An 11,936-nucleotide genomic window follows, 5' to 3' on the forward strand; every position below is an offset into this window, starting at 1 on the left:
GTGATACCGCGGCCACATCTGACGTTTTGGCCCGGCCTGCATCCTCGCCATCATGTTCACAAACCGCCGTGATCTCTCCAATGCACCTGCCAGTATCGGACAATACTTTTCGGCCACCTCGTCTCCCGCATGAGGTATGGAGGGATACCCGGCCCAACATTGCCGACCACCCTCCCCGAGCGTCATCCTTGCGCCAACGAGCCGGATGGAGTGGCAAGGCATGTTGGACAGGTTGGAAGCAATGGCGCTTGAGCTTGAGCGCCGCCCGCACCTTCTGCGGCTGGGAAGGCTGTTCAGCGAGACCATCCTTCTTCAGGTCGACGCGGAAGAATATCTGCTGCATTTCGAACGCGGCCGCATAGCCGGCATCGAAACCGGTCCTGATCGCAAGATACCGTGGCGCTTTGCATTCAAGACTGAGTTCGAGGCGCTGCAGGCCTTCTGGCAACCGGTCCCCGCGCCAGGGTTCCACGACATTTTCGGACTGGTGAAGATCGGCAGGGCGCGCATCGACGGCGACATCCTGGTGCTGGTCAAAAATCTCCGCTTCTTCAAGGAATTCATGGCCCTGGGCCGGCAGCGAGATGGAGTACATTCGGCATGATCGAGCCAATTTGCGGGCGTTATGTCACCATTGAGACGGGCGGGCGAAAGAACCGCATCTATTTCGAAGAGGCGGGCAGCGGCCGACCCGTTCTGTGCCTGCACACGGCCGGCGCCGACTCGCGCCAGTGGCGGCATTTGCTGAACGACGGCGAAATCACCGCATCCAACCGCCTCATCGCGTTCGATATGCCATGGCACGGCAAGTCGCTTCCGCCCGAGGGGTTTGAAACCGAAGAGTATCTTCTGACGACGGACAGCTACATCGAAACCATTCTGGACATGGTGGAAGCGCTTCAGCTGGAGAAGCCGGTTCTCGCTGGCTGTTCGATGGGCGGCCGTATCGCGCTGCAGCTTGCCGCCCTGCATGGCGACAAATTCTCCGGCTTCATAGCCATCGAGGCGAGTGACTTTCAGCCGGCCTGGTACGATATCGACTGGTTCCACCGGCCAGATGCTCATGGCGGTGAAATGGGCGCAGCGTTGGTCTCCGCCAACATTTCGCCCCATGCACCGGCGGCGGAACGCTGGAACACGCTGTGGATGTTCATGATGAGCGGCCCCGGTGTATTTCGCGGCGACCTGAGTTTTTATACGCGCGACGACAGTCTGATTGGCCGGCTCGGCAGCATCGATACCGCGCGCGCACCGGTCCACATTCTGGTTGGCTCCTACGATCTGACATGCACGCCGGAAGATGCACGCCGAACCGCCGACGCCATTCCCGGTGCGACGATCACCGTGATGGAAGAGCTCGGCCACTTCCCGATGAGCGAGCATCCGGAGGCTTTCAGGCCGTTCTTCGTTGACGCGCTTGGCCGTATGGCGCGCAGCCCGTAGACCTGTCATTGCGTTACAGTGCGCGCGCGCACGCCTTGACCAGCATATGTAGCAGATCCTGCTGCCAGGTGGCCTTCAGATCCAGCCTGCTGACCAGCCAGAACTCAGCTGTAAGCGGCCCGACAGCGACCGGCAGCTGTTCGAGCTCAGGGTGCTCGCGCGCCAGGAAGTCGGGCAAAAGAGCCACGCCGCCGCCATTGGCGCAGAGTTTGGCCGTCGAAGAAACATCGTCGGCCCACAGCGAGACATCGCCGGAAATCCCGAGCTTCTTCCAGTCGACAGCGCTGTAAACGAATTCATGATCCTGACAGGAGAAATGCGTACTCGTGCCGATCAGCCGATGTGTGGTCTTGCCGTCGGCCGCCGCCTGCGTCTGCTCAAGATACTTCCTGCTGCCGTAGAGATTGAGGCCGATGTCGCCGATTTTGCGGATCTTCAGCGAATTCATATTCGAAACCGGGCGCGCCAGCCTTAGTGCGATGTCCACCCCGCCGCGCTCGAGATCCACGAAATGCGATTCCGTCGTCACATTGATAACAAAACCGGGGTAACGCTCCTGAAAGCTGAGCAGCGTTGGCGCGATAAAAGGCAGGAATACGTCCAGAAGCGAAATGCGGATTGTCCCGGTGCGCGCACCGCCGGCGGATTCGAACCGCCGTGCCGCGGCTTCCATACTGAGTGCCGCCTCGAGAAGCTCACCCTGTCCGGGGGCAATCACGAGACTGCCTTGATCGCGCAGAAAGAGCGAGCTTCCAAGGCTGTCTTCCAGAAGCTTTATCTTCCGCCTGAGTGTGGAGTCGTCGACGCCCTCCTGCTCGGCGGCGGTCTTGTAGTCGCCATAGCGATAGAGCGCCAGAAACGCTCGAACCAGGTCCCAGGAAAGTTCTGAATTCAACTCCGCTGTCAGGCTCGCCTCCTAAGCTGGCGTACAGGTTCCTCTCATGGGAACTTCACGGTCAGTTTTTCAGATTCGGGCTTTGACCGGCAGGCAAGAACCCAACCGTCTGCGATATCGTCCTCATCCAGCACCGAATTCTCGCCAAGATTCACGTTTCCCTCGACGAGCTCACACATGCATGCCGCGCAGTTTCCGGCCCGGCACGAATTGGGAGCATTCAATCCTTCACGCAACATGCAATCAAGCAGATGCTCATCCCTCCCGCATTCGACGTCGATGAGCGAGCCGCCGATATCGACCGTCATGCTTACCATTTCGCCGGACGGGGCAACGCTTTCTGTTTCGCCGGCCCCCAGCTCGAAAAGCTCAAGATGACACCTGTCTTCGGCAACGCCGATGTCCTTTGCCGCCGTTTCCGCAGCACGCATGTAAGGCTCTGGCCCACAGATGAAGCAATCTGCGCCGGCGAAACCGCTCCCCATGTCCGCGAGATCGGATACGCTGGGAAAGCCCCTTTCCGCATCCAGCCAGTGAACGACCGAAAGCCGCTCCGGGTACCGCTTCACCCAGGCGTCGATCTCCTGTCCGCGGGCGACATATTCCGCAGCACGGTTTGCGTAGACCAGCCTCACCTTGCCGGAACCCCGGATCAGCGCCGATTTCAGGATCGACAGAACCGGCGTGATCCCACTGCCACCCGCGTACAGAAGAAAGTCGCGATTGAGGTCGGCGGGCACGAAGGCCCCGGCGGCCGGCAGAACTTCGATCGTCGCGCCGGCTTTTAGATTGTCCGCGATCCAGTTCGAGCCCAACCCGTCCTCGACGCGCCGCACCAGAATGGCTGGCGGTAGGCCTTCGTAAGGGCTCGTGGACACCGAATAGCACCTGAAGATCGTCCCGGAAGCATGCGGGATCTTCACTGTCAGATACTGGCCTGGCTGGTAGTCGACCCGACCCGACGGCTGCGGCCCACCCAGCTCGATAAACACCGTGTCCGGCGTTTCGGCCATGACGGATCGCACCTGGAGCTTTTGAAGTCTCATGACAACGCCTAGAGGAAGAAGGAGTTGTTGCCCTGAGGCTCGTCCGCGTCGATCAGGTTGACCTGCTTGACAACGATGCGCAAACCTTCGTCGGTCTGGCGCAGAACGTAACCATTCCAGCCTGAAAGCACGCGATTTTCACCAGCCCGGGTTTCGCCCATGACGAAGGGAGCCCTTGCCCGAATATGGCCTCTGCCATCTTCGTGCTTCCAGATCTCGGGCATGCCCAGCACCCGCGCCGTACGCGACGGCGGCAGCTGCGAATAGGCAAGGCCGGTGCCGAGCCGGTCGACGCGGTCGATCAGCCGTCGCCGGTCGTGGAACTCGAGGCTGACTGTGAGCGCAGCGCTCGACGCCGGCCAGTTGGACGGCACCCAATAGACGCAGTCTGCGACGTAAAGGTCCAGCCACGGCCCGAACGCCTGGTCATCCAACGCCCGCGCTTCGCTTGCGAGCAGGGAATGAACGCCGTCGATTTCGGCGACCCGGCCTGGATCGAAAGCTCGAAAATCCTCAGACGCCGCATCAAGCCACGTGTAGAGTTCGGCGTCGATATAGGTCGAAGCAGGCTGCGGAGCAGCTTTGGCCTCAGGGCTCGTTTGTTCGTTCATTGCGCGTCGCCCTCCGGTCGGGTCTGGATATTCGGTTTCACTTTCATCAGCTCCTTCCACCGCCGGAAGTAGGCCCGAAGGTGCAGGTCGGACGTCACGGGACCCGAGACAATGCCGTCACGCTCGGCGCGGTCGGTATTCGTCGTCACATGGCGGCTGATATCGACCCATTCTTCTTCGGGGATCGACATCAGGCCTTGCTGGCAGGCTTCGAAATTGGCTGCGTCGTCGGTCTCGCCTAGAATCGGGAAGTCTTCCTGCGTGCGCATGCGCATCACATTCACTTCCTCATCCACGCCGTCGAGGGTGGTGGCATACCAGGTCAGAATGGTCTCTCCGACAGACAGCGGCTCGATCACCTGGATCTGGTTCCCGATCAGCAACAGATTCGGGAAAATGTTGAGGTTCATGCCGCTGCCGACTGCCATGTCGAGTGTCGACGACTGCTCGTCCTGCGGCTTTCTGGCGGCGACCGATCCTTCAAATGTCTCTCGCCCCGGCTGCGGACGCTGCTGCTTCCAGGCCGAGGGATTGTACATCTCCTCGCGCTGATCGATCAGTGTATGGCCGTTACCCAGGTCGTAGACGCGCATTGAGCTTTTGTCGGCATCGCCGAAATAGGTCATGTCGCCGCCGCCATACCGGTCGGCAGTCATCTTGAGCAGCGACTGGTGCGAAAACGGAACGTGATAGCCGTCGCCGGCATTGTCGAAGATCAGCTTCCAGTTGCATTTGAGATGGAAGCGGTGCGCGCTCGACTGCACGACCAGCCCGTCGCCGCCGCCCTGGTCAAGCCACTGGTCGATGAAGAACCGCGCCTGGCCCAGATGGGTCTCGAGGTCCGGAGCTTCCTGATTGAGAGTTGCAAAGACAAACCCGCGATAGCTCTCGACGCGCGGGGCCCGGCCGAGTGAAAACCGGTCGCGCGAAAACGCATTGCCATATGCGTCACGGCCCGGCACACCCATCAATTTGCCGTCGTTCTTGAAACGCCATCCGTGGTACGGGCAGGTAAAGGTCGCTGCCTGTCCCGACTTTTCCCGGCAGATCGTCGCGCCACGATGCGTGCAGCGATTCATCAGGACATGCAGCTGGTTTTTCGCGTCGCGAGTGACGATAACCGGCCTGGACCCCAGCCGCGCAGCGCGAAAATCATTGGCGTTGGGTATCTCGCTTTCATGGAGAAGATAGACCCATGTGCCGGCGAATATGCTGGCCATTTCGTGCTGAAAGATCGAAGGGTCCGCATAAACCGACCGATGCACTCGCGTGTCGGTTACCACCTGATCCCAGGCGCCATCCGTTCGATCGGTCGTTGCCAGTTCCATATTCATCAACTCGTCACCTTTCGCATCCGGGGCAGCGTACCGTCGGCCAACAAAGACCTGCAGAGCGCAAGCAGCCCCTCAACTGTTGTTTCGCGTTCAAGCGAGCGCCGCGCATCGACCGCATCGGCAGCACTCAGGTTTCCATCGGAAAGGTGCAGCGGCAGCACCACTTCGTTCATCGTTCGCAGGCTCATTTCAGGATGACCCTGAATGCCGAGCATCGCCGTACCGAGAGAAAAGACCTCGACTGCCGCCGTCTCCGACCGGGCCAGCAGCTCGGCGCCGGGCGGCAACATGCTGATGCACTCGCCGTGGCTTTCCAGCACCCGCGGCCTTCTGTTGAAACCCGCTTCGGCGCACCAGCTGCCGAGTGGCTCCAGAAGCTCTATCGTTTCGCCTCCGAGCATGAACCGGCCGGAGGGATTGCTGCTGACTTCGCCACCCATCGACTTCGCAACCATCTGGGCCCCGAAACAGATGCCAACCAGCGGCTTTTTTTCCACCCAAGCGTGCCTGATCAGAGCGGACAGTGTGGCGTGCCAGGGCTGGTCGGTCTGCAGCGCCGATTTCTCGCTGCCGCTGATTACAAAGCCGTCAAATGCGACAGCCTTTTCGGCGAGCTCCGGGTCGGAGAGGGACACGATCTCCCATGCCCCTTCTCCACTGTCGAATGCCGCGAGCATTTCTTTCTGATAGTCCGGCAGTGTCTGATGCGAGCACCAGACGAGCAGGTAGCGCTCCGGCATTTGCTTCTCCAGAACTAGGGTTTCAGCAGCAGCCGCCGGCTTACATGAGCTCGAAATACTCCCGATGTTCCCACTGCGTTACATTCTCTCCGCCGGCTGCGTCAGCGCCCTCGGCAGCAATGAACCGGTCCCATTCGGAATTCCGCAGCTGCAGCCAGTAGTCGATGAACATGTCGCCCATGGTTTCGCGGAAGAAAGACGAGCCCTGGAGCGCGTCGAGCGACTGCTTCAGCGTGCCCGGCAGAACCGTCACGTCTGCAGCATAGGGTTCCTCCTGCAGCGGGCCGGGATCAAGCCGATTGCGCAGCCCGTCGAGGCCGGAGAATATCTGCGAGGCCATATAGAGATACGGATTGGCCGCCGGTTCACCGATGCGGTTTTCGATACGGCTGGCGGAATCTCCGGGGGCTGCGATTACGCGCACCATCGCCGCCCGGTTGTCTTCCGCCCAGCAGGCGCGGTCGGGAGCCAGCGAGTAAGGCCGCCGGCGGTGATAGCCATTGACCGTCGGCGTCGTGAAGCTCGACGCCTCGACCGCGTGAGCCAGCAGGCCCGCCGCATAATGACGCCCGACACCCGACACCGGTTCACCTTCGTTCGGAACGAATGCGTTGCGGCCCGACTTCAGGTCTGTGAGCGACTGGTGCATGTGCCAGCCCGAGCCATAGAAGCTGGGGATTGCCGGCTTGCACATGAAACTGGCCAGATAACCCATTCGGCGCGCCATCTGCTTGACCGCGGCCTTGAACAGAACCGCGGCATCCGCAGCCTCGAGCCCTTCCATGACATCGAATGTCGTTTCGACCTGGCTAGGCGCCCACTCATCCTCGATCGAGCGCAGGGGCAGGCCGAGTTTGATCAGGTTGCGCCGCATCTCCACCAGCAAGGGGTCGATTTCGTCGAGGTGGTTCTCAAGAAGATAGGAGTATCCGTGCGCAACCGGCATGACCTTGGGAGGATTGGCCGGCGAACCCGGCCCGCCGAGACCCTCGGGTTCGAGTGACGGATCGACGATCTTGGTCAGATACCATTCGATTTCGAGCCCGGCGGTGAAGCCATAGCCTTCCTTCCGCAGCTCCGACAGAGCGTTGCGCATGATGTTGCGCGGGCTGAGCGGGAACGGCCGGCCGTCGCGATAATAGAGGTCGGCGAGCATCCAGCCCGTCTTGTCGGCCCAGGGCAGTACCTTGAACGTGGTCGGGTCCGGCACCATCACCACATTCGGGCTTCCGCTCAGCTCGGCGCGGCCAAAGCCGCCGCCCTTGGTGAACGGGTTGAATGCAATCGCGCTCGCCGTGTCGAAGAAAAACGGCGCCATCGTGATCTCGGAGCCGCTCTTGAAAGCGGATAGAAGTGCCGGAACCGTCAGCGCCTTGCCGCGCAGAAGGCCGTACTGGTCGGGCCATGACAGCCGGACGATCTCCAGCCCTTCGGCCTTGATCTGCTTTTCGACCTTGGCCGCAGCTCTCCTCTGCTCGTCCGTCCAAAGACCGTGTTTGTCGATAAACTTCTTCTCTCCCATGGGTAGCCCTCCTCCCTGTGGGTCATCTGTTTCGACCGATAGGTAAGCGAGAAAGAGAAAGCGGGTCCATGACGAACCCGCGAAAGCAATTCTCACAAATGCGAACGCAGCCGCTGCCCAAAGAATGGCGAGTTGAGGAGAGGCACCGTATTGCGCTGATATGCGACATGCCTTCCATTCAACGGCCGAGATACGCACCTTCAGCAGCCCACATGTACCGACAGGAAACTCCGGCACCTTCTGCACTCGAGGCAACCGGCCGGAGCATCGAAAATTCGTCTGCCGTCAGGAGGCCCGGGGAGTGGAACACCTTGTCGCTTTTGCAGCCTTGTTTGGTATTGCCTTCGCCTCAGCGACGCTGCTTCCGGCGCAATCGGAAGCTGTGCTCGTCGGTATGCAACTGGCCGGCTATCCGGTCGTTATTTTGATAGCTGTCGCCAGTCTCGGAAATACGCTTGGCGCGGTGGTGAACTGGGCACTCGGCCGGGGTGCGGACAGGTTCAGCGGACGCAGCTGGTTTCCTGTCTCTCAAGCGTCGCTCGCGCGCGCTTCGGGGTGGTATCGACGATGGGGAAAGTGGAGCCTTCTGCTCTCGTGGGCGCCGATCGGCGGCGACGCACTCACGGTTGTCGCCGGCGTTCTGCGTGAACCTCTCTGGAGCTTCCTGCTGCTGGTCGGCATCGCCAAGACCGGTCGGTATGTGGCGGTAGCAGCGGCAACGGCCGGTCTGATCGGATAGGTGCTGATCAGGTGCCAGCGGCGGAGGATCCGCAGTCACCTAGGCGCCTTTTTCCTTCTTCTGCGGGGCTGCCAGGAGCGCGGCACCGACAAGGCCCGATTCGGGGCCGAGGCCAGCCAGGCGGAGCTCCGGGCACAGCGGCGCCGGGCGCCACAGGCTTTCATCGAGCGCGCGCCTGCATGCGGCAAGATAGGTCGGGCTCGCCGAGGGCAACCCGCCGCCCAGAACAACTGCTTCCGGATCGAGCACGTTGGCCAGAAAGCCCAGCGCGCGCCCGAGCAGTGCGCCGGCATTCGCGACGATACACCGCGCTGTTTCCTCACCGGCTTCCGCCTCGCCGATCAATGCCGCCACGGAGGTCATGGAAAGCCCTGCCGCGTGGGCGCGCGACAGCATGCCCGCGCCGCCTGACACCTCTTCCACGCTCACATGTTTGCCGCCCGGGTTCTCTTCGACCAGATGGCTCATGCCCAGCCCTATCGCCCGGCCACGACACCCGAGATAAGGCACCGCGCCGCGCATCACGACATTTGCAATGCCCGTCCCTGCATTGGCGTAAAGCCAGTCGCCCAGTCCGCGACCGACTCCGAAAGACGCTTCAGCGACGGCAGCGGCACGGACATCGGAATCGACCGCCAGTACCGGGGCAAACGAAAACGCTTCACGCAGCTGCGCCGAGGTCCAGGGTACGCGGTGGGAACTGACAATCTCGCCTGCCGTATCGACAGCTTCGCAAATGCCAACTCCAAGCGGCAAATCGGCACCGGACGCCAGCGCGCGTGCTTCGGCAGCGACCCTGCCGAGAAACTCGCTGCCGGCGCGCTCGCGAGCCGGAGTTTCAAGGCGCACGGAACGGTCGACGCGTCCACTGACGGCATCGACCAGACCGATGACGGTTTTGCTGCCGCCGACGTCAATGCCGATTATGTTCATGCGCCGTCAGCTACACCCAGTCCGGGGCCAACGCCATAGACGAAGCTTGCCGGCTCGCCGCGCAGATTGGCGTATTGATGACGTGCACCGTCGGGAAAGAAGAAGCCGTCACCGGGATTCAGCTCGAACCACACCTGGCCGTCCCTGTCAGGGCACAGCACGTGCAGGCAGCCCGACGTCACGTAGAGGCACTCGTCGCCCTTGCGCGTGATCATCGAGGATTTGCGTCCGGGCAGCACGGTCGTCTTGCCGCTTTCCAGATGCTCCGTGGCCGCATAGAGGCCGGTGATGACGCCCTGGTCCTCGGGGTCGAGCTCCCAGAGCAGGTCCGCGTCTCGCATGAGCTTGATGGTCGCGGTCTGTTTTTCCTCTTCGGCAGCCATCGGCCAGCGACCTATGAAGCGCTCCTGACGATAGGTCGAGGTCTCGAGATAGGGGCGTGTGCGGGCATAAGCACCCGATGCGCCGGTCGACGGCGGCGGCGAGAAATACTCGAGCACCCGCACCGGCTTGTCCGATAGGCTGAAGCCATGGTGCCAGGTGTCCTTGCGGAAGAATACGGCCTCGCCCTCCTGCACCACACGGACTTCCCCCGTTTCCGGATTGGCCGCACCGAACGTGCCCGACAGGACATAGAGCACCTCGTCCGCGCCAAACACGGTGCGGTAGTCTTCCGAGTGCTTGAAGTTGCCGCCACCGGCGAGGCTGAAGACGAGCTGGTGGATTTTGTCGGTCGAGGCATAGATCAGGTCGTCAACGAGCCCGGCTCCGGCATCGCCCCACACATGACGCGTAACCTCTGCATAAGGGATGTGGGTCGGCCTGTCGAAAACAGGCCGCGGCGACGATTTGTAACCCATTAAAAACTCTCCGGCTGAAGGGTGCTTCAAGGCGCGAGCAGTTCACCCCTTGTTTTTGTACCGTCCGGACAGTACAAAGAACTATGAGCAAGCGCAAGACCTCACAACCGACGGTCCAGAAATTGCTGGACACCGCAGAGACCATTGTTGCCAGAGACGGCCTGGTGGGCCTCACATATGACCGGGTTTCCAAGGACGCCGGCGTCGCAAAAGGCACGGTGCTTTATCACTTCGCCTCGAAAGAGGACCTCATCACAGCGGTGATCGAACGGCTTGTGTCGCGCTTCGATGCCGCGCTTTCGCATGCGATGAGTTCCGACCCCGATGCGAGCGGCCGCGCTGTGCGGGCCTACATAGCCGCCACCCATGAAGGCGACGCTTTCACCGGCGAATATTTCGACCGGGTGAACGGCGCCATCACGGCAGCACTCGCCAACACGCCTGAACGGCTTGCCGCCGTGCAGGCACAGGGCCGGCGCCACCAGGACGCCATCATCGCGGATTCACCGGATCCAGTACTCGCCACCATCGTGCGCATGGCGATCGACGGCCTGTGGTTCGCCGAAAGCCTGGGCCTGATGAACTACGACCCGGCCCTCAAGGCGGCGGTTCTCGCCCGCCTGAAGTCGTGGACCTACGACAAGGAAACCGCGGCCGCCAATGACGCATCCAAGAACAATGAAAAGGGAGAAAAGAATGCCAAGTAGTCATGTCAAACCGCGCCATGGACTCCACCGCCGCGGCTTCCTCGCCGCTGGCACGGCGGCTGCGGCAGCACTTATGCTGCCACGCTCGGCCATGGCCGGCACGCAACTGTCGTGGATCGGATGGCAGGGCTACGACGAGCCGCTCAAAGCCGGCGACTTTCTGAAAGACAACGACATAGACCTGTCGACGACCTATATCGGTTCCAACGAGGAAATCATCACCAAGCTGCAGGCCGGCGGAGCCGGTCAGCTTGACCTGATCTCAATCTATTTCGGGCACATCCCGATCCTGGCAGGTGCAGGGCTTATCGAACCTATCGACGAAGCCCGCGTGCCGGGCATCGACAAGATATTCCCCGATTTCCTTGACATCGACACCATCCGCATGGACGGCAAGCTCTATGCCGTGCCCTTCACCTGGGGCACTCTGTCCATGATCTACGATCCCAATGCGATTGCCAAACCGGTCTCGTGGAACGACTGTCTGAAGGACGAATACAAGGGCAAGGTGTCGCTTACCGACGACATCACAGGCCTCATCACGACATGGGCGCCGATCGTCACCGGGACAAAGACACCCACGCGCCTGACAGCGGCACAGCTCAAAGAGACGATCGACTTCCTCATCAAGATCAAGCGCGAACACGCCCGCACCCTGTCGCCCAACTACGGCGAGGCAACCGACCTTTACGCACGCGGCGAGGTCGTCATCTCGGCAATCGGCTGGGACGCGCAGGTGGCCTTTGCCGCCGACAAAGGCAAGGAGCTGGCTTTCGTGCGTCCGCAGGAAGGCGTGATGGTGTTCATGGACACCCTGGCCGTTCCAAGTGGAGCGCCCAACCGCGACGCCGCATACAAAGCGCTGGCGCAGGCGATATCGGCAGCCGGGCAGACGGTCCTGGCTTCCGATCTGACGCAGGCGGTCGTGAACAGTGACGCAGTGCCGCTGGTCGATGACGTCAACCGCGACGTCTATCAGTATGGCGACTTCGAAAACCTGTTCCGGAGCGCCCGGTTTGACCCGTTCTGGCCGTTGCAGGACGATGGCGAATACGCCAGCTACGACCAGGTTCAGGAAGAGTATCAGCGCTTCCTGCGAGCCTAGC

The 11,936-nt window shown here is 61.5% G+C and carries 13 protein-coding genes; 5 read left to right on the forward strand and 8 right to left on the reverse strand.

Features of this window, described 5'->3' with window-relative positions; all coding sequences use genetic code 11:
- The first annotated feature begins 220 nt into the window (after nucleotides 1-220).
- Both EP165_RS01515 and EP165_RS01520 read left to right on the forward strand, forming a co-directional pair.
- On the forward strand, nucleotides 221-604 hold the full coding sequence (locus tag EP165_RS01515) for a hypothetical protein (RefSeq protein WP_127519790.1): 384 nt from the start codon (nucleotides 221-223) through the stop codon (nucleotides 602-604).
- Nucleotides 601-1,443 (forward strand): alpha/beta fold hydrolase, encoded by an 843-nt coding sequence (locus EP165_RS01520; RefSeq protein ID WP_127519791.1) that lies wholly within the window; start codon nucleotides 601-603, stop codon nucleotides 1,441-1,443. Before EP165_RS01515 ends, EP165_RS01520 begins: the two co-directional genes overlap by 4 nt.
- Before the next feature lie 13 nt (nucleotides 1,444-1,456).
- On the opposite strand, the gene EP165_RS01525 is transcribed toward EP165_RS01520, so the two are convergent.
- Genes EP165_RS01525 through EP165_RS01550 form a run of 6 tightly spaced genes read right to left on the reverse strand, consistent with a single transcriptional unit; the run spans nucleotide 1,457 to nucleotide 7,591 of the window.
- Complete coding sequence (locus tag EP165_RS01525) at nucleotides 1,457-2,338, reverse strand: LysR family transcriptional regulator (protein ID WP_127519792.1); 882 nt, start codon at nucleotides 2,336-2,338, stop codon at nucleotides 1,457-1,459.
- Nucleotides 2,339-2,382: 44 nt separating this feature from the next.
- Nucleotides 2,383-3,384, reverse strand: a complete 1,002-nt coding sequence (locus EP165_RS01530) for a ferredoxin--NADP reductase (protein WP_127519793.1) — start codon at nucleotides 3,382-3,384, stop codon at nucleotides 2,383-2,385.
- Nucleotides 3,385-3,392: 8 nt separating this feature from the next.
- Nucleotides 3,393-3,995 carry an aromatic-ring-hydroxylating dioxygenase subunit beta gene (locus EP165_RS01535; RefSeq protein WP_127519794.1) on the reverse strand — a complete coding sequence of 201 codons (603 nt, stop codon included), beginning with the start codon at nucleotides 3,993-3,995 and terminating at the stop codon, nucleotides 3,393-3,395.
- Complete coding sequence (locus EP165_RS01540; RefSeq protein WP_245439949.1) at nucleotides 3,992-5,329, reverse strand: aromatic ring-hydroxylating oxygenase subunit alpha; 1,338 nt, start codon at nucleotides 5,327-5,329, stop codon at nucleotides 3,992-3,994. The genes EP165_RS01535 and EP165_RS01540 overlap by 4 nt, the downstream gene beginning before the upstream one ends.
- Complete coding sequence (locus EP165_RS01545) at nucleotides 5,329-6,069, reverse strand: type 1 glutamine amidotransferase (protein ID WP_127519795.1); 741 nt, start codon at nucleotides 6,067-6,069, stop codon at nucleotides 5,329-5,331. The genes EP165_RS01540 and EP165_RS01545 overlap by 1 nt, the downstream gene beginning before the upstream one ends.
- 40 nt (nucleotides 6,070-6,109) lie before the next feature.
- Nucleotides 6,110-7,591 (reverse strand): glutamine synthetase family protein, encoded by a 1,482-nt coding sequence (locus tag EP165_RS01550; RefSeq protein ID WP_127519796.1) that lies wholly within the window; start codon nucleotides 7,589-7,591, stop codon nucleotides 6,110-6,112.
- 301 nt (nucleotides 7,592-7,892) lie between these two features.
- On the opposite strand from EP165_RS01550, the gene EP165_RS01555 reads away from it, so the two are divergent.
- Nucleotides 7,893-8,330, forward strand: a complete 438-nt coding sequence (locus EP165_RS01555) for a YqaA family protein (protein WP_245439950.1) — start codon at nucleotides 7,893-7,895, stop codon at nucleotides 8,328-8,330.
- Between the two features lie 39 nt (nucleotides 8,331-8,369).
- On the opposite strand, the gene EP165_RS01560 is transcribed toward EP165_RS01555, so the two are convergent.
- Together EP165_RS01560 and EP165_RS01565 are read right to left on the reverse strand one after the other, a co-directional pair.
- On the reverse strand, nucleotides 8,370-9,263 hold the full coding sequence (locus EP165_RS01560) for an ROK family protein (protein ID WP_127519798.1): 894 nt from the start codon (nucleotides 9,261-9,263) through the stop codon (nucleotides 8,370-8,372).
- Nucleotides 9,260-10,123, reverse strand: coding sequence for a cupin domain-containing protein (locus tag EP165_RS01565; protein ID WP_127519799.1), 864 nt, complete (start codon nucleotides 10,121-10,123; stop codon nucleotides 9,260-9,262). Before EP165_RS01565 ends, EP165_RS01560 begins: the two co-directional genes overlap by 4 nt.
- Before the next feature lie 83 nt (nucleotides 10,124-10,206).
- On the opposite strand from EP165_RS01565, the gene EP165_RS01570 reads away from it, so the two are divergent.
- A complete protein-coding gene (locus EP165_RS01570; RefSeq protein WP_127519800.1) occupies nucleotides 10,207-10,830 on the forward strand; it encodes a TetR/AcrR family transcriptional regulator in 624 nt (207 codons plus the stop codon).
- Entirely contained in the window at nucleotides 10,820-11,935 is a 1,116-nt protein-coding gene (locus tag EP165_RS01575) for an ABC transporter substrate-binding protein (protein ID WP_164742925.1), read from the forward strand. Before EP165_RS01570 ends, EP165_RS01575 begins: the two co-directional genes overlap by 11 nt.
- Nucleotide 11,936 lies beyond the last annotated feature (1 nt).

Source organism: Mesorhizobium sp. Z1-4, from assembly GCF_004000235.1.
Classification (GTDB): domain Bacteria; phylum Pseudomonadota; class Alphaproteobacteria; order Rhizobiales; family Rhizobiaceae; genus RCIO01.